Origin of the sequence: Streptomyces albiaxialis (genome assembly GCF_039530985.1) — a bacterium.
In the GTDB taxonomy this organism is placed as follows: Bacteria; Actinomycetota; Actinomycetes; order Streptomycetales; family Streptomycetaceae; genus Streptomyces; species Streptomyces albiaxialis.
The window spans coordinates 344,020-368,538 of the sequence record NZ_BAAAPE010000002.1; the positions used below are offsets into that span (position 1 = coordinate 344,020).

A 24,519-nucleotide genomic window follows, 5' to 3' on the forward strand; every position below is an offset into this window, starting at 1 on the left:
GATCTCCTCCGGACCGGGCGCTCCCGCCTCTCACAGGCCGGTCCAGGTGCGCCGGTCGCGCGCCACGGCGTAGACCGCCTCGATCTCCGGCGGCTTCCAGACGGCCATGCCTTCGCCCAGCCGGGTCACCTCACGTTCCCGCATCACCTGGACGCTGCCCGCCTCGGGTCCGACGGTGATCCGGGAAGCGGCGGCGAGGACCAGCACCGGCTGTGCCTCCACCACGACGTCGCAGCCCCGGCTGAGGGCCAGCGACGCGGCCCGGGCCTCGCGCCGCGCGAGCCGTACGTACGGCTCGTAACGACGCCGTCCGACGCGTACCGAGTCGTGGCCCACCCGCACATGTGCGCGCCTGTGGTGCTCCGTGCGGAGGGTGAACACCCCGCCCGGTCCGATCAGGAGGTGGGAGATGACCGTGTGCGAGGGGAGCGGGATCGCGTGCAGGACCCGCCAGCCGCCCGCGGTCTTCGACTCCAGCGCGTCGCCCACCTCCTGGTGCCCGGCGAGCTGTCCGCGCCATACGGCGGCCTGATCGGTGCGGCCGGCCAGCCGCGCGGCCAGGGCTCGCGGGGCCGCCAGGGGCCCGCCGTGCGCCTCGTGGGACGCGAGCCGGGCGTGCAGGTGCTCGCCGGGACGGTTCGGCGCCAGATCGTCGTCCGGATGGAGCCACAACGGGCCTTCGCCGTGCGGCCATTCATGAGCACTGTCGTACTTGTCCATGACGCCACCCCCTGGAACCTCGTCCCTTCCTCCAGGATCCGTCAGAGCGGTGACGAGGTCGAGCCGAGGGCGCGGACTGGGACGGCGGGGGCTTCTGTGGTCTGCGCGTCCCTGCGGACGAGTGCGGCGTACCGCCCGTCGGCGGCGAGCAGTTCGTCATGGGTGCCGCGTTCGACGACGCGCCCCTTGTCGAGGACGACGATCTGGTCCGCGTCGCGGATGGTGGACAGGCGGTGCGCGATGGTCAGGGTGGTCCGTCCGGCCGAGAGCGCATCCACGGCCTGCTGCACGGCCCGTTCGGTGCGGGTGTCGAGCGCGCTGGTGGCCTCGTCGAGGATGAGCACCGGCGGGTCGCGCAGGATGGTGCGCGCGAGCGCGAGGCGCTGCTTCTCGCCGCCGGAGAAGCGGTAGCCGCGTTCGCCGACGAGGGTGTCGTAGCCGTCGGGCAGGGCCGCGATCTGGTCGTGGATCTGGGCGGCCCGCGCGGCCTCGCGCAGCTCCTCGTCGGTCGCGTCGGGCTTGGCGAAGCGCAGGTTGTCGGCGACGGTCGCGTGGAAGAGGTAGGTCTCCTGGGACACCACGCCGACCGCGCGGGCGAGTGACGCGAAATCCAGGTCCCGCACATCCACGCCGTCGAGGGTCACACGTCCTCCGGTGACGTCGTACAGCCGTGGCACCAGATAGCTGAGGGTGCTCTTGCCCGATCCGGTCGCGCCGACGACGGCCAGGCTGGTGCCCGCAGGGACGGTCAGGTCGATGTCGCGCAGGGTGGCGCGGGGGTCGTCGCCGTCGTAGGAGAAGTCCACCTTCTCGAAGCGGACCTCGCCCTTGGCTTTCGGGAGGGTGACGGGGTGCTCGGGTTCGGTGATGTCCACCGGCAGGTCGAGGTATTCGAAGATGCGCTGGAAGAGCGCGAGGGACGTCTGCATCTCCACGCCGGTGCTCAGCAGCGAGACGGTCGGACGCAGCAGCCCCTGCTGGAGGGTGACGAACGCGACCAGGGTGCCGATGGAGAAGGCGGGGCCGCCGAAATGGACGAGCATGCCCGCCGTCCAGTACAGGAGCGCCGGGATCGCGGCCATCACGATGCCGATGGTCGACATGCGCCAGCGCCCCGCCATGCTGGAGCGGATCTCCAGGTCGGCCAGGCGGTCCGACTCGTCGGCGAAGCTCCTGGTGAGCGAGTCGGCACGGCCCATGGTGCGGCCGAGCAGGATGCCGCTGACCGACAGCGACTCGGTGACGGTCGCCGACATGGAGGCCATCTGTTTCTGGCGCTCCGTGGTGATCCTCTTGCGCTCGCGCCCTACGCGGCGGCTCACCCACACGAAGAAGGGCAGCAGGAGCAGCGAGGCGATCGTGAGCCGCCAGTCGAGCGCGAGCATGGCGACGATGGTCGCGATCACGCTGGTGAGGTTGGAGACCAGGGAGGTCGCGGTGGAGGTGACGGTGGCCTGCATGCCCCCGATGTCGTTGGCGATCCGCGACTGGACCTCGCCGGTGCGCGTACGGGTGAAGAACGCGAGCGGCATCCGCTGGAGCTTCCCGTAGACGCCGGTGCGCAGGTCGTGCATGACGCGCTGGCCCACGGTCGTGCTGATGAGCGTCTGGAGGACGCCGAAGACGCTGGTCATGACCGCCGTCGCGATCATGCCGAGCGCGAGCAGGCCGAGGAGCCCGGTCCGCTGCCTCGGGATGGCGACGTCGAGGATCTCGCGCAGCAGGAACGGCGAGGCGACCGAGACGAGCGAGGACGCGGCGACCAGGAGGCCGACGGTGGCGAGCCGGCCACGGTACGGCCGGAAGAGGCGGAGGATACGGCGGATCGACACGGGCTGCTCGGGAGCCAGCGGGTCCTTGGGAGACGGCTTCCAGCCGGGCGATTCAGGGCGCAAGGGGCTCCTCGGGAGTTCGGGTGGGTTCACGGTATCGAGAGCATAGTTCATTGTTACCTATACTCACAATGAACTAGGTCCTGGTACCCTTCGGCCATGACGCACCGCCCCTCCGGCGAGTCGGCCGGAGACCTCGCTGACCAGCTCCTGCGGCTCACCAAGCGGCTCAACCACGCGCACCGGCAGAGCTTCGCCCCCGTCGGCGTCACGCCCGCGCAGGCCCGCCTGCTGCGCGTCACGGGACACAGCCCGGAGCCCCCGCGCATGGCGGACCTCGCCGAGCGGCTCGGCGTCGTGCCCCGGCAGGTGACGAGCCTGGTCGACGCACTGGAGGAGCGCTCCCTGGTGCGCCGCGTCCCGGACACGGCCAATCGCCGGGTGACCCGGATCGAGCTGACGGAGGGCGGCAGAAAGGCGCTCCAGGAGCTGCGACAGGCCCGCCGGTCCGCCGCCGAGGACCTGCTGGCGCCCCTCACCCACGACCAGCGGGGCGAGCTGAGCACCCTGCTGGCGCTCCTCGACTCCGGCGGGCACGGCGAGCGGCAGGGTTGCGGCACCGACGGGAAGCCCCGGACCTGAAGCACCCGGGCCTGAAGCGCCGGACCTGGAGCATCCGGGCCTGAAGTCCCGGACTTCAGGCCCCGGACCTGGCAGAGCGCCCCCTCACGTGCGGAACTAGCATGTGGCGCACATCAACTCCCGCCTCCCGCGCGCCCAGGAGATGCCATGCCCCTGCTCGAACCTCAGCCTGGCGCCCTGCGTCCCCATCCGTCGGCGGGCCACGCCCCCTCAGGAGACCGCGTCCCGGACTCCCGCGCCGACGGCACGCCGCAGCCCCTCCGCGGCGACCTGGAGCGGCTCCTCGGCCCCGGGAAGGTGCTCTGGAAGGTCTCCGACCTGGTGCGCTATGCGTCCGACGCCAGCCCCTACCGCTTCGTGCCCCAGGTCGTGGTCCTGGCCGAGGACCTCGACGACGTGTCGGCGGTGCTCTCCTACGCGCGCGGGAACGGACGCGATGTCGTCTTCCGCGCGGCGGGCACCTCGCTCAACGGGCAGGCCCAGGGCGAGGACATCCTCGTGGACGTCCGGCAGCACTGGGTGGGCACGGAGGTGCTGGACGACGAGGGCAAGCGGATGCGCATCCTGCCCGGGACCACCGTCTTCCGGGCCAACGCCGCGCTCGCCCCGTACGGACGGCTGCTCGGCCCCGACCCGGCCAGCGCCATCGCGTGCACCGTCGGCGGCGTGGTCGCGAACAACGCGTCCGGCATGACGGCGGGCACCACGCGCAACTCGTACCGTACGGTCGCCTCGCTCACCGCCGTCCTGCCGAGCGGCACCGTGGTGGACACGGCCGAACCGGACGCCGACGAGACACTGGCCCACGCGGAACCGGCGCTCTGCGAGGGCCTGATGGCGCTCAAGGAGGAGATCGAGTCCGACCCGGACCTGGTCGCCCGTATCCGTGCCAAGTACGAGCTGAAGAACACCAACGGCTACCGGCTGGACGCGTTCCTCGACGGCGACTCCCCGGTGAGCATCCTGCGGGGCCTCATGGTGGGCTCCGAGGGCACGCTGGGCTTCCTCTCCGAGGTCGTCTTCGACACCCTCCCGCTGAACCGCCTCACCTCCACGGGGCTGCTCTTCTTCCCCACCCTCTCGGCGGCGGCCGCGGCGGTGCCCCTGTTCAACGAGGCGGGCGCGCTCTCCGTCGAGCTGATGGACGGCAATACGCTGCGCGCCTCCGTCAGCGTGCAGGGGGTCCCGCAGGACTGGGCGGAGCTGCCCAAGGAGACGACGGCCCTCCTGGTCGAATTCCGCTCCCCCGACGAGAAGGCGCGTGAGGAGAGCGAACGCGCCGCCCGCGAGGTCGTCTCCGGGCTGGACCTGGTAGCGCCCGTTCCCTCCGTGACCAACGAGTTCACCCGGGACGCCGGGACCATCGCCTCGTACTGGAAGGCGCGCAAGGCGTTCGTGACAGCCGTGGGCGGCTCCCGTCCGTCGGGGACGACCCTCATCACGGAGGACTTCGCCGTGCCGCCCTCCCGGCTGGCAGAGGCCTGCGAGGCGCTGCTCGAACTCCAGGAGAGGCACGGCTTCGACGCGGCCGTGGCAGGCCACGCGGCACACGGCAACCTGCACTTCCTGTTGGCGTTCGACGCGGCCCTGCCCGAGGACGTCGAGCGGTACGCCGCCTTCATGGACGAGTTCTGCCGTCTGACCGTCGAGCGATTCGACGGCTCGCTCAAGGCGGAGCACGCCACGGGACGGAACATCGCGCCCTTCCTGGAACTGGAATGGGGCGAGCGGGCCACCGAACTGATGTGGCGGGTCAAGCGGCTGTTCGACCCGGAGGGGGTGCTCGCGCCCCGCGTGGTCCTCGACCGCGACCCCAAGGCGCACCTGCGCGGCCTCAAGTCCATCCCCCAGGTCGAGGCGGTAGCCGACCCGTGCATCGAGTGCGGCTTCTGCGAACCGACCTGCCCCAGCGAGGACCTGACCACCACGCCGCGCCAGCGCATCGTGCTGCGCCGCGAGATGATGCGCCAGGCTCCCACCTCCCCGGTCAACGACAGCCTGCTGGACTCGTACGGCTACGACGCGGTCGACACCTGCGCGGGCGACTCCACCTGCAAGATCGCCTGTCCCGTCGGCATCGACACGGGCGCGATGATGAAGGACTTCCGTCACGCCCGGCACTCGGGCCGCGAGGAGCGCGCGGCGGCGCGCGCGGCGAAGAACTTCGCCGCGGTCGAACGTTCCGCGCGTCTCGCCGTCGCCGCGGCCGACCAGGTGCGCAAGCGGCTGCGCGGCAGGAACGGCGACCTGGGCGACCGTCTGCTCGAGAAGGCCACCGCGGGCGTACGCAGGGCCGTGCGGCCGGACCTCGTGCCGGAGTGGCTGCCCGAGATCCCCGGGGCGGCCGCCAAACGGCTGCCCGCGACGGACAGGGCGAGCGCGGCGGCCGTCTACTACCCGGCTTGCGTCAACCGCATCTTCGGCGACCCGGACGGCCACGAGGGCCCCTCGCTCCCGGAGGCCATGGTCATCGTCTCCGCCCGCGCGGGCCGGCCCGTATGGATCCCGGAGGACGTCACAGGCACCTGCTGCGCGACCATCTGGCACTCCAAGGGCTACGACTCGGGCAACGCCTTGATGGCCAACAGGATCGTGGAGGCCGCCTGGCGCTGGACGGACGGCGGGGAGCTGCCCCTCGTCGTGGACGCCTCGTCCTGCACGCTCGGCATCGCCCACGAAGTGGTGCCCTATCTGACACCGGCCAACGCCAAACTGCACGACCGTCTGACGGTGGTCGACTCACTGGTCTGGGCGGCGGACGAGCTGCTGCCCCGTCTGACCGTCGAGCACCGGATCGACTCCGCGGTGCTCCACCCCACGTGCTCCATGCGGCACCTGGGCGACGAGGACCATCTGCGGCGGGTCGCGGAAGCCTGCGCCGAGGAGGTCGTGGTGCCGCTCGACGCCGGATGCTGCGCCTTCGCCGGTGACCGGGGGATGCTGCACAAGGAGCTGACCCTCTCGGCCACGGCCAGAGAGGCCGAGGAGGTGAACGCCCGCCCGTACGACGCGTATCTCTCGGCCAACCGCACCTGCGAGATCGGCATGGACTTCGCGACGGGCGGACCCGGATACCGTTCGGTCGTCCTGGAGCTGGAGCGGGCCACCCGGCCCCGCTAGCCGCCGGCCGCGCGTAGCGCACGCGGGGACGGGCGGCAGCGCGCGGACGCGCAAGCGCCCTGAGGCGGCTCAGGGACCCCCGGGGGCCCGGGGGTCCCTGAGCCCGCCCGTCAGGCCTTCGCGCCCACGTGGAGCGCCACAGCGCCCTTCCCGGGCACCTTCAGCTCGGCCGTGCCGTCCCCGGACACCTCGACCTTCTCCGCGCAGTCGCCGGACTCACCGGACGCGACGTTGCAGTACGAGCCCGCGGGGAGCGAGGTCTTGAAGGACTTCGCGAGTTCGCCCTCCCCGTTGTTGACGGCGACGAAGCCCTTGTCTCCCCTGCTGAACGCGACCGCCGCGCCCTCCGACCACCAGTCGCCCAGCTCGGCGTCGCCGACGGCGTTGCGGAAGCCGACCATGCCGGTGATCTGCGGCTTGGCGTGGGTGTTGGTCCAGCCCGTGTCACCACTCGGCGGCCCGGCGTCGTTGGAGCTGAACTCGTAGCCCGAGTACACGTTGGGCGATCCGTACGGGTGGGCCAGCAGGAAGACGTTGGCCAGGGTGTAGGTGGCGCCGTCCTTGTAGGTGAGCGTCGAACCGTTCCGCTCGGTGTCCCAGTTGTCGACGAACGCACGGGCCGAACCGCTGCCCAGCTTGCCGTCGCCGATGTTCTGGAGGCCGCCCAGGTCCCCGCCCTGGAACGCGCTCTTCACGTGGTGGCCGTAGCGGAACTCGTCGACGTCCCCGATGCCCGTGTACTCGTCGGGCTGGACGGCCTCGCCCGCGCCGTAGATCACCTCGCTGACCCAGAATCCGGGGTCCTGGGTCATCTTGGACTTGATGCCCTCGATGTCCTTGGCCGCCATGTGCTTGGCCGCGTCGATACGGAAGCCCGCGACGCCCATGGAGCGCAGGTCGTCGAGGTATTTGGCGATCTTCGACTGGACCGTCTCGCTGCCCGTGTCCAGGTCGGCGAGACCGACGAGTTCGCAGGTCTGGACGTTCTCACGGTTTCCGTAGTCCGAGATGTCCTTGCGGCAGCCGTGGAAGTCGCTGTCCTGGTAGGTGCCCGGGTAGTCGTACTTGGAGTACGCGGTTCCACCGGTTCCCGTGCCCGACCCGGAACTCATGTGGTTGATGACCGCGTCGGCGACGACCTTGACCCCGGCCTCGTCGCAGGTCTTGACCATGCTCTCGAAGTCGGCCCGGCTGCCCAGCCGGCCGTCGATCTTGTAGCTGACGGGCTGGTACGAGGTCCACCACTGGTCGCCCTGGATGTGCTCGGTGGCCGGGGAGACCTCGACGTAGCCGTAACCGGCGGGGCCGAGCGTATCGGTGCACTCCTTGGCCACCGAGGCGAACGGCCTCTCGAAGAGCGTGGCGGTGACGGACTTCTCGCCGGGCGGCGCGGCCTGGGACTGCCAGGGAGCGACGGCCGTCAGGGCTCCGGCCGCCAGCACTCCGGCGGTGCTCGCCGCGAGCAGGCGCTTTCTCATGGTGTGCGGCTCCTTCGTCTTACGGGCACAGGGAGATGCCCGGGGGAAGGCAGCCACGCGCCTGGGCCGCCGTGGGGGGATACGGCTGCGAGCCTGCCGCGCACGCGTGGACACGTCAAGAGATGAAGCAATGGTTTCCAGTGCCTTGCTGCAAGATTTTGCGGACGCAAGAGTCCAAGTCTCCCGACGAAGAGTCCAAGTCCGCCCTCTTGCGCACCACTGGCCTCAACCACGAGGGTCCTGCACGGAGTTGACGTATCTGGCGCGCAGACGAACGACTTCCGACATAAGACATGCAGGAATCTCACATCGAGCCGCGGGAGGCCCCATGAACGACCAAGGATTCAGCCGCCGTTCCGTCCTTCGAACTGCGGGCGCGGCAGGCGCGGGACTGGGCATCGGGGCCCTCGGCACGGGCACGGGTGCGGCGGCCGGACAGGACGCCGCCGCGGCCCTGGCGGCGGACGACAAGTCACCCGCCGCTCCCCCGCGTCAGGGCGAGACGATGATCGGCGTGCCCTTCGAGGGACGGAGCACCGTCCGGGTCGGCATCATCGGGCTGGGGCAGCGCGGCGGGAGCATGATCGACCTCTTCCTCGCCCTCAAGGGTGTGCGCGTGGTCGCGCTCTGCGACCCGGTGCGCGAGAAGGCGGAGAAGGCCGCGAAGAAGGTCACCGACGCGGGCCAGCCCGCCCCCACCCTCTACGCCAAGGGCGACCACGACTTCGAGAAGCTCTGCACCCGTGGCGACCTCGACTTCGTCTACGTCGCCACGCCATGGGACTGGCACTACGCCATGGCCAAGGCCGCGCTGAAGGGCGGCAAGCACGTCGGCGTCGAGTGCCCGCTCGCACTGGAGCTCAAGCAGCTCTGGGAACTGGTGGACCTGTCCGAGCGGCACCGCAAGCACTGCATGCAGTTGGAGAACTGCGCGTACGGACAGAACGAGATGCGCGTCCTGCGCATGGCCCACGAGGGCCTCTTCGGCGATCTGCTGCACAGCGCGGGGGCCTACATCCACGACCTGCGCGAGCTGATGTTCGACCCCGACTACTACGAGGGCCCGTGGCGCCGTAAGTGGCACACCCGCCTCAAGGGCGACCTCTACCCCAACCACGGCTTCGGGCCCGCCTCGAACTACATGGACGTCAACCGGGGCGACCGCGCCGTACGGATATCCACGTTCGGCTCTCCCGCACTCGGTCTCGCCGCCTACCGCAAGGAGCACATGCCGCCCGGCCACGAGAGCTGGAAGGAGACGTACATCGAGAGCGACATGTCGATAAGTCTCGTGCAGACCGCCAAGGGCCGCGTGATCCGGCTGGAGCACAACGTCTCCAACCCGCATCCGTACGACCGGCTCAACATCCTCGCGGGCACCAAGGGCGTCTTCGAGGACTACCCGCCGCGCATCTACCTGGAGCCGGAGATGTCCGGCCACGAGTGGGGCGACTTCGACAAGTACAAGGACTTCGACCACTGGCTCTGGAAGGAGCACGCCAACCCGCCCGGCGGGCACGGCGGCATGGACTACATCATGCTGTTCCGGCTGATGCAGTGCATGCGGCTGGGCCTCGTCCCGGACTTCGACGTCTACGACGCGGCGACCTGGACGGCGCCCGTACCGCTGAGCCACGCCTCGATCAAGGCGAACGGCATGCCACAGGAGATCCCGGACTTCACCCGCGGCCTGTGGAAGAAGGAGCGCGGCGGCGTGGACTCGGAGAAGCCGAAGGACTGACGCGAGACCGACGCGAGGGGGCCGCCGGAGCCCCGCAAGGCCTCACGTCCACCGGAAGCCGAGGGCGGAAGCCGGGGGCGGAGGAGAGCGGGGGCGGAGGGGAGGGGACAGGGCGGGACGGGGGCAGGGCGGGCGCTGAGGTCAGCCCTCCAGCGCCGCCCTGTCCCCCATCGCCACGACGGGGTGCTTCTTCGGGTCGAGGGTGCGCAGCAGCTTCTCCATCCCGGCCTTGGAGACGCTGACGCAGCCCGAGGTGCCGCTGCCGTGGTCCCTGTGCAGCCAGATGCTGCCGCCCTTGGACTTGCCCTGGGGCCGGGTGGGGTCGAGCGGCGAGGTGCCCTTGACGCGGTTGTAGTCGACCGCGATCACGTAGTCGAAGTCATGGCGCGTCTTTTTCGGCCAATACGTGGGCGGAGTGAAGGCCGCGCTGTGGGTGTACGGCAGCTTGGCCCCCGGGTCGGCCAGCACCCCTCCCGCGTCGGTCAGCATGAACACGCCCACGGGGCTGCGCTTGTCGCCCTCCCTGTGGTTCTTCGTCCACCCCTTCTTGCCGTTGTGCGCGCGCCAGCTCGCCGTCTGGGACCAGGTCTTGCCGTGCTTCTCGTAGAGCCGGACCGTCGCGTCCGCCGAGTTCACGCCCTCGCCCCGCACGGTCACGACCTGAGTGCTGTTCCCGGGGATCTTCGCCTGGAGGCGGTCCCCCACGCCGGGCACGCGCGTCGGATCCTGGGATGGGGACGTCCGCTTCTCCGACGGCTTGGCGCGCGCCTCGGCCCGCTGCCCGGCGGAGTCACCGTCACCGCCGCAGCCCGCCAGAAGTACGGCGAGCGCCGTCGCGCCCGCCGCCATGGCCGCCACCCCTGCCCTGCCCCGCGTCCGCTCAGTCCCAGGTATGCGCATGCCCTCCATGGTCGCATTGACCAGATGTCCCACGCCGCGCGGGAAACCGGTTGCTTTTTCGGTATCCCTGGCAGCAGCCTTTCACAGCGCCACTCCGCCCGAATACAGAACTGACCTGGGACGTCATGCAGATTCGCGATCTTCCGTATCCCGATCCGGGTGTCCCTGACACACGCTCGGGCCTCCGACTGCTCCTGTGGCTCGGCCGCAGCCAGCTCGGCGGCCAGGCAAAGTCCCTCGGCTGGGGATTGCTGCATCTGGTGTCCGCCGCGTCACTCCCCGTCGTCACCGGTCTCGCCGTCGACGCGGTGGTGGCCGAATCGGGCGGGAAGCTGGCGGCGGCGGGCGGCGTAATGGCACTGCTCGCGATCACCGTGACCGTCGGTGACACGATGCTGCACAGGGTGGCGGTCACCAACTGGATCACCGCCGCCGCGCGCGTCCAGCAGCTCCTCGCCCGCCGCGCTTCCGAACTGGGCGCCACCCTGACCCGCCGGGTCGCGGCCGGTGAGGTCGTCGCCGTCTCCACGGGCGACATCGAGAAGATCGGCTGGTGCGTCGAGTCGGCCTCCCGCTTCAGCGCGGGGCTGCTGACTACCCTGGCGGTCTGCGGCGGCCTGATGATCTACCAACCCGCCCTCGGTCTGCTGGTCGGACTCGGCATGGTGGTCCTGGCGCTGGCCGTGCTGCCGCTGCTGCCGAAGGCCACGGGGCGCGCGGACTTCCAGCGCGAGAAGGCGGGCCGCGCCACCGAGCTGGCCGCCGACACCGTCGCAGGCCTCCGCGTACTGCGCGGTATAGGTGGCGAGGAGCTGTTCCTCGGCCGCTACCGCCGCGTGTCCCAGGAAGTGCGCCACGCCGCCGTACGGACGGCCCGGATGTGGGCTCTGATCGAGGCCGTGCAGGTCGCGCTGCCGGGACTGCTCCTCCTCTGCGTGGTGTGGTTCGGCGCGAACATGGCTCTCGACGGCCGCATCGCCGTGGGTGAGCTGGTCACGGTCTACGGCGCGGTGATGTTCCTCCTCTTCCCGCTCCGCCTCTTCCAGGAGTTCGCCATGGCGTACTCCTTCTCCCGCCCCTCCGCCGCCCGCGCGGCCCGCGTCCTCGCCCTCCGCCGCGAGCACGCCGCCGGGGAAGCGGAGCCGCCGGAGTCGGTGGAGGCCCCGGAGAAGGTGAAGGCCCGGAAGACGGTGAAGGCCCAGGGGACCGTAGAGGCCCAGGGGACGGTAGAGGCCTCGAAGGCGGTGGGGACCTCGGAGACGGTGAAGGCCTCGGACACAGTGGGGACCCCGGAGAGCAGAAACGGGGCCGGAGGCGAGCGCGACGGTGCTCCGCACGGCGACGGCCTGCACGACCCCGTGACCGGCCTGCGCGCCCGCGAAGGCGAGCTGACCGCCGTGGTGTGCGGCGACCCCGACGCCGCCGGCCGCCTCGCCGCACGCCTGGGCGGGCACCCCGCCGCGCCCGACGGCTCCGGCTCCGTTCTTCTCAACGGGGTGGCCCTCGACGGTCTCCCCCTCGATGAAGCCCGCACCCTGGTTCTCGTCCAGGACAAGGACCCGGTCCTGCTGTCGGGCACCCTCGCCGAGCTCATGGACGTGCCCTCGTCCGGGAACGTCACCGTCGAGCGCGCTCTGGAGTCCGCGCAGTGCGCCGATGTGCTCACCGCCCTCGCGCAGGGCAGCCCCGACGCAGAGGGCGACCCGCTGTGCGCCCGCGTCACGGAACGAGGGCGCTCCCTCTCCGGCGGCCAGCGCCAGCGCCTCGCCCTGGCACGCTCGCTGGTCACCGACCCCGAGGTGCTGGTCCTGGACGAGCCGACCTCGGCCGTCGACTCCCACACCGAGGCCCGTATCGCCCGCGGCCTCAAACAGCTCCGCGAGACACGCACCACTGTCGTGTTCACCTCCAGCCCACTGCTCCTGGACCGCGCCGACCGCGTGGTCTTCGTCCATGACGGCAGCGCGGTGGCGACAGGCGCCCACCGCGACCTGATCCGCCACGACACGGCGTACCGAGCCGTCGTCACCCGGGAGCCCGAACCGGTGGCCCCGCCGCTGCGCGCCGCCCTCGCCGGGCAGACGGAAGGAGCTGAGTCAGCGTGAAGCAGAGACTTGGCGTAGCCCCTCCCGCGTACGACCCCTCCGCCCCGGAGAACGTCACCACCCTGCCGGTGGGCTCCCCGGCCACCGTCCGCTCCTACGTGCGCGAACTGCTGCGCAGGCACCGCAAGGCCTTCGCCGTCCTGATGGCGGTCAACGCCGTCGCGGTCATCGCCTCCATGGCCGGCCCCCAGATCCTCGGCACGCTCGTCAACGACCTGTCGGAAGGCGAACGCGACCTCCACCTGGGACGCGCCGTGGCCCTCTTCGCCGTGGCGCTGGCGATCCAGTCCGTCTTCGTCTGGCAGGTGCGGCTGCGCGGCTCGATGCTCGGCGAACGCATGCTCGCCGACCTCCGCGAAGACTTCCTCGTCCGCTCCGTCGGCCTGCCCCCGAGCGTGCTGGAGCGGGCCGGGACGGGCGACCTGCTCTCCCGGATCACCACCGACATCGACCGCTTGGCCGAGGCCATGCGCCAGGCGGTGCCACAGCTCTCGATCGGCGTCGTCTGGGCGGGCCTGCTCCTGAGCGCGATGGCCGTCACCGCGCCCCCGCTGGCGCTCTCCGTGCTCATCGCCCTGCCCGTGCTGCTCATCGGCTGCCGCTGGTACTTCCGCCGGGCGCCCCACGCCTACCGCGCGGAGGCCGCCGGATACGCGGCTGTCGCGGCCGCCCTCGCCGAGACCGTGGATGCGGGCGGGACCGTCGAGGCCCACCGGCTCGGGGACCGGCGCGTGGCGCTGTCGGAACGCCGTATCTCCGAGTGGACCGCCTGGGAGCGCTACACGCTCTGGTTGCGGACGATCATCTTCCCGACGATCAACATCACCAACCTCCTGGTCCTCGGCTCCGTCGTCCTGCTCGGCGGCGTCTTCGTCCTCCAGGGCTGGATCGGCGTGGGCGAGCTGACCACGGGCGCGCTCCTGGCCCAGATGCTGATCGACCCCATCGGCCTGATCCTGCGCTGGTACGACGAGCTGCAGGTCGCGCAGGTCTCCCTCGCCCGCCTGGTGGGCGTCCGCGAGATCGAGCCGGACGCCGGTGACGGCGAGCTGTCGCCCGACGGCCGTGACGTACGCGCCGCCCGGGTCCGCTTCGGCTACCACCCTGACGTCGACGTGCTCCACGGCGTCACGCTCCAGGTCCCGCCCGGCACCCGCGTGGCGCTGGTCGGCCCCTCGGGCGCGGGCAAGTCCACCCTCGGACGGCTCCTCGCCGGGATCTACGGCCCGCGCAAGGGCGAGGTCACCCTGGGAGGCACCGCCCTGGCCGCCATGCCCGCGGAGGAGGTCCGCCGCCACGTCGCGCTGGTCAACCAGGAGCACCACGTCTTCGTCGGCACCCTCCGCGACAACCTCCTCCTCGCCCGTACGGACGCCACGGACGCCGAGCTGTGGGCGGCGCTGGGCGGGGTCGACGCGGACACCTGGGCCCGCGAGCTGTCCACCGGGCTCGACAGCGAGATCGGCTCGGGCGGGCTCGTGGTCACCCCCGCGCAGGCCCAGCAGATCGCGCTGGCCCGGCTGGTGCTCGCCGACCCGCACACGCTGGTGCTGGACGAGGCGACCTCGCTGCTCGACCCGCGGGCGGCCCGGCACTTGGAACGCTCGCTCGCCCAGGTGCTGGAGGGGCGCACCGTCGTCGCCATCGCGCACCGCCTCCACACCGCGCACGACGCCGATGTCATAGCCGTCGTGGAGGACGGGCGGATCAGCGAACTCGGCAGCCACGACGCCCTCGTGGCCGCCGACGGCCCGTACGCGGCGCTCTGGCGCTCCTGGCACGGGTGACCGGAGCGGAGGCGGCGGGACACCCGGTGCCGGAACGGCCGACGTGGCAACTGTCGGCGTTCCAACGATCGACGCCGGTACGTCCGGCAGCGTCCCACCGACGGGTCGCGCCCTCGGCCCGGGTGCCGTGATCACAGCCGACGCGGGGCCGTCCCGGGCCGGGTGGCGTGCGCCGGGCATCAGCCTCCTATGAAGCCGAGCGCCACCAGGCTCCCCGCGCCGCCGAGCAGCATGAAGGCGGGCATCAGCACGTTGTTCTCCACCCAGGCTCCCGCCCGGAAGCGCATGAAGCGGGGGGTCCCCAGCGGGTACCACCGCTTGCCCGCGATGGGGATGGGCCATAGGACCGGGCAGCCGGAGACGGTGAGCGCGTCGCCGATGTTGTGCACCATCGCGCCGAGCACGATGGGCAGCCCCAGCCACATGTACTCCTGGCCGTCCCCGGTGAACAGCCAGTCCGAGCCGTTCCCCGGCTTGTCCAGGACTCCCGCGAGGATCCACGCGCTGGCCGCGCCGAGCAGCCAGACCAGCACGTCGCTGGAGACCCGGGCCATCCGCCACAGCAGGCCTTCGACAGCGAGCACCATGTGGATGAAGAGGATCACGAGCACCGCCCACCGGTCCCAGACGACCGCGGCGGTCGAGAATCCGACGCCGATGAAGATCGCCCAGGGCCAGGTGTGGGTGAGCGTGCGGTGACCGCCGGAGCGGCGTCGCTCGCCCCGGGACCTCGTGCCGTTGTAGACAGCGGTGGAGAGCTTGTCTATCACTCCGCACAGCGCGTGGGAGAGCGGCCCGAAGGCGCGGGAGATCGTCGCGGACTTCTGGTCCAGGTCGGGCGCGAGGGCGGCCCCGGCGCAGATCAGCGCGCCGACCACCACCACGGGCCAGGGCATCGGGTGGTCCAGCGCCGCGGCCGCGGCGCCCACCCCGAGCCATGCGGCGGCCCCCGACAGTGAGTGCGCCGGTCCCATCATGCGTATCCCCGCCCCGATCTCGTGGTGCTCGCTGCGCTCGCCGTGCGCGACTTGGCCGTGTCCCGCCCTTGCCGACTGACGCCCCGTCGGCGACACAGCGTAGCGTCAGATGATCACCACGGACCCACCGGTTCCCGTATCCGTCACGGCAGCAGGCAGTATGGGGGGCGTGACAGCCACCCTTATCGATCAGATGCCGAGCGACGCCGACCCGGATGCCCTCTTCGAGTCCTTCTCGACCTGGGCCGAAGAGCGGGGCATCTCGCTCTATCCCGCCCAGGAAGAGGCGCTGATCGAGGTGGTCTCCGGGGCGAACGTGATCCTGTCCACCCCCACCGGCTCCGGCAAGAGCCTCGTCGCCGCCGGCGCGCACTACACTGCGCTGGCGCAGGACAAGGTCACGTTCTACACGGCGCCGATCAAGGCGCTGGTCTCCGAGAAGTTCTTCGACCTGTGCAAGCTCTTCGGCACCGAGAACGTCGGCATGCTCACCGGCGACGCCTCCGTGAACGCGGACGCCCCCGTCATCTGCTGCACTGCCGAGGTCCTGGCCTCGATCGCGCTGCGGGACGGCGCCGACGCGGACATCGGCCAGGTCGTGATGGACGAGTTCCACTTCTACGCCGAGCCGGACCGGGGATGGGCCTGGCAGATCCCGCTGCTGGAACTCCCCCAGGCCCAGTTCATCCTGATGTCGGCGACCCTGGGCGACGTCACCCGCTTCGAGAAGGACCTGACGCGCCGGACTGGCAAGCCCACGGCCGTCGTCCGCTCCGCGACACGCCCGGTGCCGCTCTCCTACGAGTACCGCACCACCACCCTCACGGAGACGCTGACCGAGCTGCTGGACACCCACCAGGCCCCGGTCTACATCGTCCACTTCACCCAGGCACAGGCCGTCGAGCGCGCGCAGGCGCTGATGAGCATCAACATGTCGACCCGTGCCGAGAAGGACGAGATCGCCAAGGTCATCGGCAATTTCCGCTTCACCACCAAGTTCGGCAAGAACCTCTCCCGTTACGTACGGCACGGGATCGGGGTGCACCACGCCGGGATGCTTCCCAAGTACCGGCGGCTGGTGGAACGGCTCGCCCAGGCGGGTCTGTTGAAGGTCATCTGCGGCACGGACACTCTCGGCGTCGGCGTCAACGTGCCGATCCGCACGGTCCTGTTCACCGCCCTCACCAAGTACGACGGCTCGCGTGTGCGGACGCTGCGCGCGCGGGAGTTCCACCAGATCGCGGGCCGAGCCGGGCGTGCGGGATTCGACACCTCGGGCTTCGTTGTCGCCCAGGCTCCCGAGCACGTGGTCGAGAACGAGAAGGCGCTCGCCAAGGCTGGCGACGACCCCAAGAAGCGCCGCAAGGTCGTCCGCAAGAAGGCGCCGGAGGGCTTCGTCAACTGGAGCCAGCAGACCTTCGAGAAGCTGATCGCCTCCGATCCCGAGCCGCTCTCCTCCCGCTTCCGCGTCACCCACGCGATGCTGCTGTCGGTCATCGCCCGGCCCGGCGACGCCTTCGCGCAGATGCGGCATCTCCTGGAGGACAACCACGAGGACCGGCGCTCCCAGCTCCGGCACATCCGCCGCGCCATCGCGATCTACCGCTCCCTGCTGGACGGCGGCATCGTCGAGCGGATGGCCGAGCCGGACGCCGAGGGCCGCACGATCCGGCTGACCGTCGACCTCCAGCAGGACTTCGCCCTCAACCAGCCGCTCTCCACCTTCGCCCTCGCGGCCTTCGAGCTGCTGGATCCCGAATCCCCGTCGTACGCCCTGGACATGGTCTCGGTGGTCGAATCGACGCTGGACGACCCCCGGCAGATCCTGGCCGCCCAGATGAACAAGGCCAAGGGCGAGGCCGTGGCCCAGATGAAGGCCGACGGCATCGAGTACGAGGAGCGGATGGAGCGGCTGATGGACATCAGCTACCCGCAGCCCCTCGAAGAACTGCTCTTCCACGCCTACGGGCTCTACCGCAAGTCCCACCCCTGGGTCGGCGACCACCCGCTCTCCCCGAAGTCCGTCATCCGCGACATGTACGAGCGGGCGATGACCTTCAGCGAGTTCGTCTCGTTCTACGAGCTGGCCCGCACCGAGGGCATCGTGCTCCGGTACCTCGCGAGCGCGTTCAAGGCGCTGGAGCACACCGTCCCGGACGACCGGAAGTCGGAGGACTTCCAGGACATCATCGAGTGGCTCGGCGAGATGGTCCGTCAGGTCGACTCCAGCCTGCTCGACGAGTGGGAGCAGCTCGCCAACCCGGAGGACGAGACCGCCGAGGAGGCTCAGGAGCGCGCCGACCAGGTCAAGCCGGTCACCGCGAATCCCCGTGCCTTCCGGGTGCTCGTCCGCAACGCGATGTTCCGCCGGGTGGAGCTGGCCGCCCGGGACGATGTCGCGGAGCTGGGCGAGATGGACGGCGAGGCGGGCTGGGACGAGGACGCCTGGGCCGAGGCCATGGACGCGTACTGGGAGGAGTACGACGACCTGGGCACCGGTCCCGACGCCCGAGGGCCGCGGCTGCTGCGCATCGAGGAGGTCCCGGAGGACCGTCTCTGGCGCGTCCGCCAGACATTCGCCGATCCGAACGGGGATCATGACTGGGGCATCTCGGCCGAGGTCGATCTCGTCGCCTCCGACGAGGAAGGCCGCGCGGTGGTCAAGGTGACCGGTGTGGGGCCGCTCTGAGGGCTCCCGCCTCCCCCGCACAGAAGAACACGAGAGAGGAACCGACGACATGACCGGCCCCAGTCCCGCCGAACGTCTTGTCGACCTGCTGAACCTGGAAGAGATCGAGCTCAACATCTTCCGGGGCCGCAGTCCCCACGAGTCCCTCCAGCGTGTCTTCGGCGGGCAGGTCGCCGGGCAGGCTCTCGTCGCGGCCGGGCGCACCCTCGACGAGCACCGCCCGGTGCACTCCCTGCACGCGTACTTCCTGCGGCCGGGGATCCCCGGCGTGCCCATCGTGTACCAGGTCGAGCGGGTCAGGGACGGGCGGTCCTTCACCACCCGTCGCGTGGTCGCCGTCCAGCGGGGCCGGACCATCTTCAATCTCACCGCCTCCTTCCACCAGCCGGAGCCCGGGTTCGAGCACCAGGTCCCCATGCCCGACGTGCCGGCGCCGGAGAGCCTGCCGAAGCTCGCGGACGAGATCCGCGAGCACCTCGGCACGCTGCCCGAACCGTTGGAGCGGATGGCCCGCCGACAGGCCTTCGACATCCGCTATGTCCAGCGCCTGCGCTGGACGCCCGAGGAGCTGCGTGACGTGGAACCGCGCAGTGCCGTGTGGATGCGCGCGATCGGGTCACTCGGGGACGACCCGCTCGTGCATACCTGCGCCGTGACGTACGCGAGCGACATGACGCTCCTCGACGCCGTGCGCATCCCCGTCGAGCCGCTGTGGGGCCCGCGGGGGTTCGACACCGCCTCCCTGGACCACGCGATGTGGTTCCACCGGCCGTTCCGTGCCGATGAGTGGTTCCTCTACGAGCAGGAGTCACCCATCGCCACCGGCGCCCGTGGACTCGCCCGCGGCCAGATCTACGACCGCGAGGGCAAGTTGATCGTGTCCGTGATGCAGGAAGGCCTGTTCAGAAAGCTGGGCGGCTGACGAGCTTCCCCCGGCGCGGCCAGGGGCGCCAGCGCTTCTTCTCGCGGGCGGCCTCCTCCCGCGCCCGGGCGATGCTCTCCCGGGGGACGAGCTCCGGACTGCGCCCCTCGGTCCCGGGCGGGCCCGCGTCGTCCGCCGGACGCGCCGCGCCCGCCGGAGAGGAAGCCGCCCGTGTCGAGGAGGCGGCGGCCTGCTTCTCCTCGTGCGCCGCTGACTCGCGGGCCTCCTCCAACTCGGCGGAGAGCGTGACCCGGTGCCAGAGGATCTCCTCGTCGCCCTCCGCGAGGCAGAGCTCGGCCACCGTCTCCTGTGTGGCCGGTGTCCCGCTGGGCATCTCGGCCAGGCGGGGCCGGAGCGCGCGCAGCAGGGCTCGCTCCTCAAGGTCGGGGACGGCTTCGGCCAGCACATCGTCATCAAGGACGGCTGCCCGCGCTGCCGCGCGCTCCCAGGCGGTGCCCGCCTGCCGGGCGAGCTGGCCCACTCGCCGGTGCCGCCAGAGCCGGGCCCGCCGGTCGGTGCCCTCCGCGAGGATTGCCCGCACCGACGCGGGGAGCCTGCCGGTGAGCAACTCGGGGCTGCGATCCGCGAATCCGCGCAGCTCTTCCGCGAGATAGAGCCACACCACGGCGCGATAGCGATTCACATAGAACCGGACGGGGCGGAAGGATCCCGCCCTCGCGAGCCGGGCGAAGCGGGAGGGGTTGATGCCCAGCAGCCGGGCCCCCTCCTCCGCCCCCACCACACGCAGCCGCTCCCTCAGCCGCTCCGGGAACCCTTCGGCTCCCTTGACGCGCTTCAACTCCTCGTGCGCCACCCTGCGTGGGCCTCCCCTGGCCCCCGGAACGGTGCGCACCACGTCCAACTGAATGGCGAGATCGAGCTCCCTGGGCCTCAGCCCCAACTGCCTCGCCGCCACACGCACCGGCATCGGCGCGGTGCTCTCCTGTCCGGCCTTCGTGGTCCCGGGCTCGGAACCGTGGTCTCCACAAGCGGACTTCACTGGCATGACACTCATCCCCCGCAGTCGCTCAACTACCGTGCGTCAAAAACGGTAGCGCGCCCGCCAGCATCTCGCCCGGCCTGTGGACAACTCAGAAAACCGCAGGTCACTGCCCGTTTCGCACCGCGACTCCGAGATGTTCCCCCACCCGGTTCACCAGCAGGGTCATCTCGTAGGCGACTTGGCCGATGTCGGCTTCGGCTCCCGCCAGCACACACAGGCAACTGCCGTCGCCCGCCGCGGTCACGAAGAGCACCCCCTCGTCGAATTCGATCATCGTCTGCCGAACCCGCCCGGCCTTGAAGTGCTGCCCCGAGCCCTTCGCCAAGCTGTGCAGTCCGGAAGCGACAGCGGCGAGGTGCTCGGCGTCCTCCCTCGCGAGTTCCTGGCTGCTCCCCGTCACCAGTCCGTCGTTGGAGAGCACCAGCGCGTGCCGGACGGAGGAGATCCGCTTGGTCAGATCGTCCAGCAGCCAGTCGAGTCCCGTGTTCAGTGCCACTCCGCTGCCCCCTTTTATTCTCGGCATCTGCCGAGCCACCCTTACCCACGAGAGCACGGTCAGCAACCACTACGCACGCTTAGTCCCGTTCCAGCCCCTCCTCTGCCACAGATGTCACTTCTGTCCCCGGGAAATGCCCCGTGAGCTGCCGTCGGCCGGCGTGGTCGAGCAAACGGATCAGCACCTCCTTCGCCGAATCGCGGTCCCGCGCGTCGCACAGCATCACGGGCGTCCTCGCGTCCAGGTCGAGGGCGCGCGCGATCTCGTACGCGACGTACGGGCTCTCGCCGGGGAAGCAGTTGACGGCGACGACGAACGGCACCTGGTTGCGCTCGAAGTAGTTCACGGCAGGGAAGCAGTCCTCCAGCCGGTCGGCGTCCGCGAGGACGACGGCTCCCAAGGCGCCTCGCGTCAGCTCGTTCCACGTGGAGCGGTCGGCATCCGTCGCGGGCATTCCGAAGAGGCAGAGCGACAGCCCCGGGCGGACGGCTATCCGGCCGAACTCCACCGTGGTGGGCCCCACCGCCTCCCGGGCCTCCCCCTCCGGCGCACCGGACCGTGCCGCGGCCCCTTTCGATCGTTCCTGCGCACCGGACCGTTTCTTCCCGGTGCGCAGGGGGCTGATCTCGCTGACGGCGCCGATCAGCGTCGTCTTCCCCGCTCCCGGCCCTCCCGCGACGGGCACCTTCAGGGACTGCGAGCTGCGGTCCCTGCCGCCGGAACTCCGCGTCCCGCTCCCTCGCGCGTCCTGATCGGTCACAGGAGCTGCCAGGACCAGCTCAGAGCGCGCGGAGCGCATCGACCACCTCGCTCAGCGCACACGCTCCGTCCCGTCCCGTCGGTGGCCCTGGCGGGTCGACGGTGACGCAGCCCCGCCGGAGGAGGTCGCCTATCAGCGCGCGCACGGCTGTCACGGAGAGGCCGGTGATGACGGCGAGTTCCGCGAGGGGGAGCGGGGCGCCGCGGCACGCGTCCAGCAGGGTGGTGTGACGGGGGCCTACCCATGGCCCCGCCCCCGGCTCCAGGCCCTCGGTGCCGCTCATCACCGAGACCAGGGCGGCCAGGTCGAGGGCGCCGCCGGTCGCGTCAGCGGCGCGCGAGGGGGCGCCCTCGGTGCGGGAAGGTGCGTGAATCAGGTGTCGTCCCATGATTCCGGACGCTAATTCGGGCGGACATGCGCCTCGGGCATGTTCCGGAAGCCTCCCCTAGTTGACACCGGCGCGATCGACATCGACCGGAATGAGGCCGGAGGGGACCACATGCCGCGCGATGATGGGCACATGACCCACGACACCTCCTACGATCCGGCCGCCGTCCAGGAGTTCTTCGCCTCCAGGGCGACCACCTGGGAATCACGTTTCCCTGACGACGGCCCCGCCTACGACGCGGCAGTCGCCGAAATGGCGCTCCCCCGTGGCGGCGCGGTCCTCGACGCGGGCTGTGGCACCGGCCGTGCGCTGCCCGCTCTGCGCACCGCCGTCGGCCCGGCCGGAACCGTGCTCGGCGCCGATCTCACCCCAGCCATGCTGGAGGAGGCCGTCAGCAAGGGCCGCGACGCCTCCGCCGGGCTCGTCCTCGCCGACGTCATCCGTCTGCCGCTCAAGGACGCGTGTCTGGACGCGGTGTTCGGCGCCGGGCTGATCTCTCATCTCCCTGGGCCGGACACGGGCCTGCGCGAACTCGCCCGCGTCGTACGGCCGAAGGGCACGCTGGCCCTCTTCCACCCCGTCGGCAGGGCCGCGCTCGCCGCGCGTAAGGGCAAGCAGCTCACCGCTGACGATGTCCGCGCGGAGGCCAATCTCCGTCCCCTGCTCGCCTCGACGGGGTGGCGGCTGGTGTCGTACACGGACGCGGACGACCGCTATCTCGCGCTGGCGGTGCGCACGGCGCAGACGAGGCCCTAGGGGCGCTCCGGCCTCTCCGCGCGCGGTTCGGAAGGGGCCGCGTGCGGCACCGGGCAGGCGGAGAGGCCGCCGCGCCGGGCCGTCGAAGACGTGCCCTCCGAGCGGGACGCCCCGGGAAACGTTCCGAGGTCGGCGACGTGGTACCCGTCCGGGTAGCCGGGGTAGCTGCGGATCTCCCAGTTCTGCCGCCCGTAGTGCGGCTTGCGGCGCGGCGGCATCAGCCGCACGGCCCTGCCGCGCAGCCGTACGGCCCTTCGCACCAGGCTCCGCACAGCGGGGCGGGGCGCGTCGTAACGGAAGGCCCGCAGCAAGGAGTCGTCCAGCAGCGCGACGGTCGCATCGCGCACCAGAGGCGCGAGGGGACGCGGGTACCAGGAGGCGACCAGGTCGATCGTGGCGTCGGAGACCCGGCGGCCTCCCTCGTCCCAGTCGAAATGGGCGTCCTCGTACGCGTCGAGGCACCGTTCGAAGTCGGCGAACGTCTCCGGGATGTCCCGGATGCCCATGTGCCGGCCGAGCGTGCGGTAGTAGGCCGCGCTGGCGCGGAGTTCGTGTCCGGTCAGGGCGCGCCATCCGAACCGTTTGATCCAGCGCTCCGGCATCACGACGAACGTGCACAGCACGTAGCGCATGTCGTCGTTGGAGATGTCGTACGAACGGTGCATCTGGTTGATCCGGCGGATGGCGGTCAGCCCGGTCTCGTTCTCGAAGCCGTGCTCGGTGACCGCGTCCAGGAGCAGCGAGGTGTCGTCGTACCGCTTCTGCGTGCGGTCCGTCAGTTCCGCCGTCTCGGCGAGGAGCCGTCCGATGCTGGGGACGGCATAGGTGCGGTAGAGGGCGAACTCCAGGGCGCGGGTGAAGTCCCAGGGGAACTCGCAGTACGCCGTCAGCCGGTAGATCTCCAGCCAGTCTCGCTCCGGATCGAGGCTCAGGATCTCCTTGAGCCGGTCGTAACGCCGCACGTCGGGCCCCCTCTGTCGGTGTTCCCGCATCTGTTGTCCGTCCCACTCTAGGAGCTATGGTGCCCCGGAAATGGGGTCCGGACAGGAGGCGTGGTGGGTGCCGAGAAGGCTGCGGAGAGGCCGGACGAGGACGCGCTCTACGTGCTCACCGCCGTGCTGCTGACTCCCGCTCAGTTCCCGAGCGTGCTGGGCGACGACTACCCGGAGGCGTGCGCGGCGCTCGGCCTTGAGCCGTACGCCGAGGGCTACGGGCTCGTGCTCGGCCAGGACGGGCGCGGGGCCCGCTGGACCGTGGCGACGGAGGACGTGACGCTGGTCGCCTGCGCCGTCGCCGCTTGGGACTGCGGGATGGACTACGACCTCTCCCCCGACGACCGGACGGTGGCCGCGGTGCTGCCCGGGTGGCCGCTCGCCTTGGCGGTGGCGGCGCCGGGGGTGCCCGCACCGCACGATCCCGAACCCGACGCCGAGGACGGCGTCGGCGAGGTCGCCGCGGTCCTCGCTCCGCCCGACACCGGGAGCTGGGGTCCGGCCCAACGGCGGCTCGGCGCGGACGAGATCGCGCTCCAGTGGGCGGAGTGGCGGGAGCAGGTCGAGGCGGAGGTCGAGTTCACCGAGCCCGGCGAGGGCCCGCCGAGCGGGGTGCGCCGGGTGCTCGACGAGGTGCGCGGCTATGTGGAGAGTCCTCCGCCGCCCGGGCGGATCCGCTCCGCCTTCGCCTCCGGCGACGCACGGACGCTCCGCGCGGACGGCCCCGGGTGGAGCGTGGTGGCCCGCACGGACGACATCGCGTTCGTGCTGATGGACGAGGCGCCCGGCGAGGTTCTCCCGGTCGGGCGCGGCCCAGAGCTGCCGGGGCTGCTCCAGGCGCTCGACGCCCTCGCGCCCCGCCCCGCGGTGTAGACGGCGCCGGGCGGCACAGGCGCGGGCCGCGAGGGGTGGCTGCGAGCAGCGGTCACGGGCCCGCCCGAGATCCCGGCGGGACGCTCAGCGGCCCAGCTCCTTGCGGCTGACCCGGCGGAGCCTCTTCCGCTGCGAGGGATCCAGTGTCAGGTAGGCGACGGTGGGCACACCGACGATCACCAGCACCGCGATCCAGAACGAGGTCAGCCACCACAGGAGCAGCCCCACGGCCACTCCGCCGACAGCGATCTTTCCCCGGTTGGTCATCTCGATCCCTCCTCCCGCACAGCGGCACCTGCCGCTCATTCCATTGAACGCCTTTTCGGGCTGAAGGGTTC

General features: G+C 71.1%; 20 protein-coding genes. 9 read left to right on the forward strand and 11 right to left on the reverse strand.

Features of this window, described 5'->3' with window-relative positions; all coding sequences use genetic code 11:
- Positions 1 to 30: 30 nt before the first annotated feature.
- Together ABD343_RS06550 and ABD343_RS06555 are read right to left on the reverse strand one after the other, a co-directional pair.
- On the reverse strand, positions 31 to 720 hold the full coding sequence (locus ABD343_RS06550) for a nuclease-related domain-containing protein (protein WP_344525005.1): 690 nt from the start codon (positions 718 to 720) through the stop codon (positions 31 to 33).
- Positions 721 to 761: 41 nt separating this feature from the next.
- On the reverse strand, positions 762 to 2,615 hold the full coding sequence (locus tag ABD343_RS06555) for an ABC transporter ATP-binding protein (RefSeq protein WP_344525007.1): 1,854 nt from the start codon (positions 2,613 to 2,615) through the stop codon (positions 762 to 764).
- A 96-nt stretch (positions 2,616 to 2,711) separates the two neighbouring features.
- Between ABD343_RS06555 and ABD343_RS06560 the strand changes: the two genes are divergently transcribed.
- Positions 2,712 to 3,194, forward strand: coding sequence for a MarR family winged helix-turn-helix transcriptional regulator (locus tag ABD343_RS06560; RefSeq protein ID WP_344525009.1), 483 nt, complete (start codon positions 2,712 to 2,714; stop codon positions 3,192 to 3,194).
- A gap of 147 nt (positions 3,195 to 3,341) precedes the next feature.
- Positions 3,342 to 6,314, forward strand: coding sequence for an FAD-binding and (Fe-S)-binding domain-containing protein (locus ABD343_RS06565; RefSeq protein WP_344525011.1), 2,973 nt, complete (start codon positions 3,342 to 3,344; stop codon positions 6,312 to 6,314).
- 110 nt (positions 6,315 to 6,424) lie between these two features.
- On the opposite strand, the gene ABD343_RS06570 is transcribed toward ABD343_RS06565, so the two are convergent.
- A complete protein-coding gene (locus tag ABD343_RS06570) occupies positions 6,425 to 7,792 on the reverse strand; it encodes an alpha-amylase (RefSeq protein ID WP_344525013.1) in 1,368 nt (455 codons plus the stop codon).
- 328 nt (positions 7,793 to 8,120) lie between these two features.
- Between ABD343_RS06570 and ABD343_RS06575 the strand changes: the two genes are divergently transcribed.
- The gene (locus ABD343_RS06575; RefSeq protein WP_344525015.1) at positions 8,121 to 9,533 is read left to right on the forward strand and encodes a Gfo/Idh/MocA family protein; all 1,413 of its coding nucleotides are present in this window, start codon (positions 8,121 to 8,123) and stop codon (positions 9,531 to 9,533) included.
- Between the two features lie 141 nt (positions 9,534 to 9,674).
- Here the strand turns inward: ABD343_RS06575 and ABD343_RS06580 are convergent, their stop codons facing one another.
- Complete coding sequence (locus ABD343_RS06580; RefSeq protein WP_425578107.1) at positions 9,675 to 10,433, reverse strand: L,D-transpeptidase family protein; 759 nt, start codon at positions 10,431 to 10,433, stop codon at positions 9,675 to 9,677.
- 125 nt (positions 10,434 to 10,558) lie between these two features.
- On the opposite strand from ABD343_RS06580, the gene ABD343_RS06585 reads away from it, so the two are divergent.
- Both ABD343_RS06585 and ABD343_RS06590 read left to right on the forward strand, forming a co-directional pair.
- Positions 10,559 to 12,538, forward strand: coding sequence for an ABC transporter transmembrane domain-containing protein (locus tag ABD343_RS06585; RefSeq protein ID WP_344525017.1), 1,980 nt, complete (start codon positions 10,559 to 10,561; stop codon positions 12,536 to 12,538).
- Positions 12,535 to 14,325: an ABC transporter ATP-binding protein gene (locus ABD343_RS06590; protein WP_344525019.1), complete on the forward strand. Its 1,791-nt coding sequence runs from the start codon at positions 12,535 to 12,537 to the stop codon at positions 14,323 to 14,325. The genes ABD343_RS06585 and ABD343_RS06590 overlap by 4 nt, the downstream gene beginning before the upstream one ends.
- A gap of 179 nt (positions 14,326 to 14,504) precedes the next feature.
- On the opposite strand, the gene ABD343_RS06595 is transcribed toward ABD343_RS06590, so the two are convergent.
- The gene (locus ABD343_RS06595; RefSeq protein WP_344525021.1) at positions 14,505 to 15,302 is read right to left on the reverse strand and encodes a metal-dependent hydrolase; all 798 of its coding nucleotides are present in this window, start codon (positions 15,300 to 15,302) and stop codon (positions 14,505 to 14,507) included.
- A gap of 160 nt (positions 15,303 to 15,462) precedes the next feature.
- Between ABD343_RS06595 and ABD343_RS06600 the strand changes: the two genes are divergently transcribed.
- Positions 15,463 to 17,991 carry a DEAD/DEAH box helicase gene (locus ABD343_RS06600; protein ID WP_344525023.1) on the forward strand — a complete coding sequence of 843 codons (2,529 nt, stop codon included), beginning with the start codon at positions 15,463 to 15,465 and terminating at the stop codon, positions 17,989 to 17,991.
- 49 nt (positions 17,992 to 18,040) lie between these two features.
- Positions 18,041 to 18,913 carry an acyl-CoA thioesterase II gene (gene tesB, locus ABD343_RS06605; RefSeq protein WP_344525025.1) on the forward strand — a complete coding sequence of 291 codons (873 nt, stop codon included), beginning with the start codon at positions 18,041 to 18,043 and terminating at the stop codon, positions 18,911 to 18,913.
- Here tesB and ABD343_RS06610 read toward each other — a convergent pair.
- The 4 genes from ABD343_RS06610 to ABD343_RS06625 form a co-directional block, all read right to left on the reverse strand.
- Entirely contained in the window at positions 18,894 to 19,919 is a 1,026-nt protein-coding gene (locus ABD343_RS06610) for a DUF6397 family protein (protein WP_425578108.1), read from the reverse strand. The genes tesB and ABD343_RS06610 overlap by 20 nt on opposite strands.
- 100 nt (positions 19,920 to 20,019) lie before the next feature.
- Positions 20,020 to 20,412 (reverse strand): roadblock/LC7 domain-containing protein, encoded by a 393-nt coding sequence (locus ABD343_RS06615; protein WP_344525029.1) that lies wholly within the window; start codon positions 20,410 to 20,412, stop codon positions 20,020 to 20,022.
- A 79-nt stretch (positions 20,413 to 20,491) separates the two neighbouring features.
- Positions 20,492 to 21,172 carry a GTP-binding protein gene (locus ABD343_RS06620; RefSeq protein WP_344525030.1) on the reverse strand — a complete coding sequence of 227 codons (681 nt, stop codon included), beginning with the start codon at positions 21,170 to 21,172 and terminating at the stop codon, positions 20,492 to 20,494.
- A gap of 19 nt (positions 21,173 to 21,191) precedes the next feature.
- Positions 21,192 to 21,560 (reverse strand): DUF742 domain-containing protein, encoded by a 369-nt coding sequence (locus ABD343_RS06625; RefSeq protein WP_344525032.1) that lies wholly within the window; start codon positions 21,558 to 21,560, stop codon positions 21,192 to 21,194.
- 132 nt (positions 21,561 to 21,692) lie between these two features.
- Between ABD343_RS06625 and ABD343_RS06630 the strand changes: the two genes are divergently transcribed.
- On the forward strand, positions 21,693 to 22,316 hold the full coding sequence (locus ABD343_RS06630) for a class I SAM-dependent methyltransferase (protein ID WP_344525034.1): 624 nt from the start codon (positions 21,693 to 21,695) through the stop codon (positions 22,314 to 22,316).
- Here the strand turns inward: ABD343_RS06630 and ABD343_RS06635 are convergent.
- Positions 22,313 to 23,278: an oxygenase MpaB family protein gene (locus tag ABD343_RS06635; protein ID WP_344525036.1), complete on the reverse strand. Its 966-nt coding sequence runs from the start codon at positions 23,276 to 23,278 to the stop codon at positions 22,313 to 22,315. The two genes, ABD343_RS06630 and ABD343_RS06635, sit on opposite strands and share 4 nt — an antisense overlap.
- A 93-nt stretch (positions 23,279 to 23,371) precedes the next feature.
- Here ABD343_RS06635 and ABD343_RS06640 point away from each other — a divergent pair, with 93 nt between their 5' ends.
- The gene (locus ABD343_RS06640) at positions 23,372 to 24,181 is read left to right on the forward strand and encodes a hypothetical protein (RefSeq protein WP_344525038.1); all 810 of its coding nucleotides are present in this window, start codon (positions 23,372 to 23,374) and stop codon (positions 24,179 to 24,181) included.
- An 84-nt stretch (positions 24,182 to 24,265) separates the two neighbouring features.
- Here ABD343_RS06640 and ABD343_RS06645 read toward each other — a convergent pair whose 3' ends face one another.
- Positions 24,266 to 24,448: a hypothetical protein gene (locus tag ABD343_RS06645; RefSeq protein WP_344525040.1), complete on the reverse strand. Its 183-nt coding sequence runs from the start codon at positions 24,446 to 24,448 to the stop codon at positions 24,266 to 24,268.
- Between the last annotated feature and the right edge of the window lie 71 nt (positions 24,449 to 24,519).

What these genes read in the sequence shown, in the direction of transcription:
- tesB (WP_344525025.1), top strand. Translation starts at nt 18,041, where the DNA reads ATGACCGGCCCCAGTCCCGCCGAACGTCTTGTCGACCTGCTGAACCTG.
- ABD343_RS06625 (WP_344525032.1), bottom strand. Translation starts at nt 21,560, where the DNA reads ATGGGACGACACCTGATTCACGCACCTTCCCGCACCGAGGGCGCCCCC.
- ABD343_RS06610 (WP_425578108.1), bottom strand. Translation starts at nt 19,919, where the DNA reads ATGCCAGTGAAGTCCGCTTGTGGAGACCACGGTTCCGAGCCCGGGACC.
- ABD343_RS06645 (WP_344525040.1), bottom strand. Translation starts at nt 24,448, where the DNA reads ATGACCAACCGGGGAAAGATCGCTGTCGGCGGAGTGGCCGTGGGGCTG.
- ABD343_RS06570 (WP_344525013.1), bottom strand. Translation starts at nt 7,792, where the DNA reads ATGAGAAAGCGCCTGCTCGCGGCGAGCACCGCCGGAGTGCTGGCGGCC.
- ABD343_RS06580 (WP_425578107.1), bottom strand. Translation starts at nt 10,433, where the DNA reads ATGCGCATACCTGGGACTGAGCGGACGCGGGGCAGGGCAGGGGTGGCG.
- ABD343_RS06565 (WP_344525011.1), top strand. Translation starts at nt 3,342, where the DNA reads ATGCCCCTGCTCGAACCTCAGCCTGGCGCCCTGCGTCCCCATCCGTCG.
- ABD343_RS06575 (WP_344525015.1), top strand. Translation starts at nt 8,121, where the DNA reads ATGAACGACCAAGGATTCAGCCGCCGTTCCGTCCTTCGAACTGCGGGC.
- ABD343_RS06550 (WP_344525005.1), bottom strand. Translation starts at nt 720, where the DNA reads ATGGACAAGTACGACAGTGCTCATGAATGGCCGCACGGCGAAGGCCCG.
- ABD343_RS06630 (WP_344525034.1), top strand. Translation starts at nt 21,693, where the DNA reads ATGACCCACGACACCTCCTACGATCCGGCCGCCGTCCAGGAGTTCTTC.
- ABD343_RS06585 (WP_344525017.1), top strand. Translation starts at nt 10,559, where the DNA reads ATGCAGATTCGCGATCTTCCGTATCCCGATCCGGGTGTCCCTGACACA.
- ABD343_RS06600 (WP_344525023.1), top strand. Translation starts at nt 15,463, where the DNA reads ATGGGGGGCGTGACAGCCACCCTTATCGATCAGATGCCGAGCGACGCC.
- ABD343_RS06560 (WP_344525009.1), top strand. Translation starts at nt 2,712, where the DNA reads ATGACGCACCGCCCCTCCGGCGAGTCGGCCGGAGACCTCGCTGACCAG.
- ABD343_RS06595 (WP_344525021.1), bottom strand. Translation starts at nt 15,302, where the DNA reads ATGATGGGACCGGCGCACTCACTGTCGGGGGCCGCCGCATGGCTCGGG.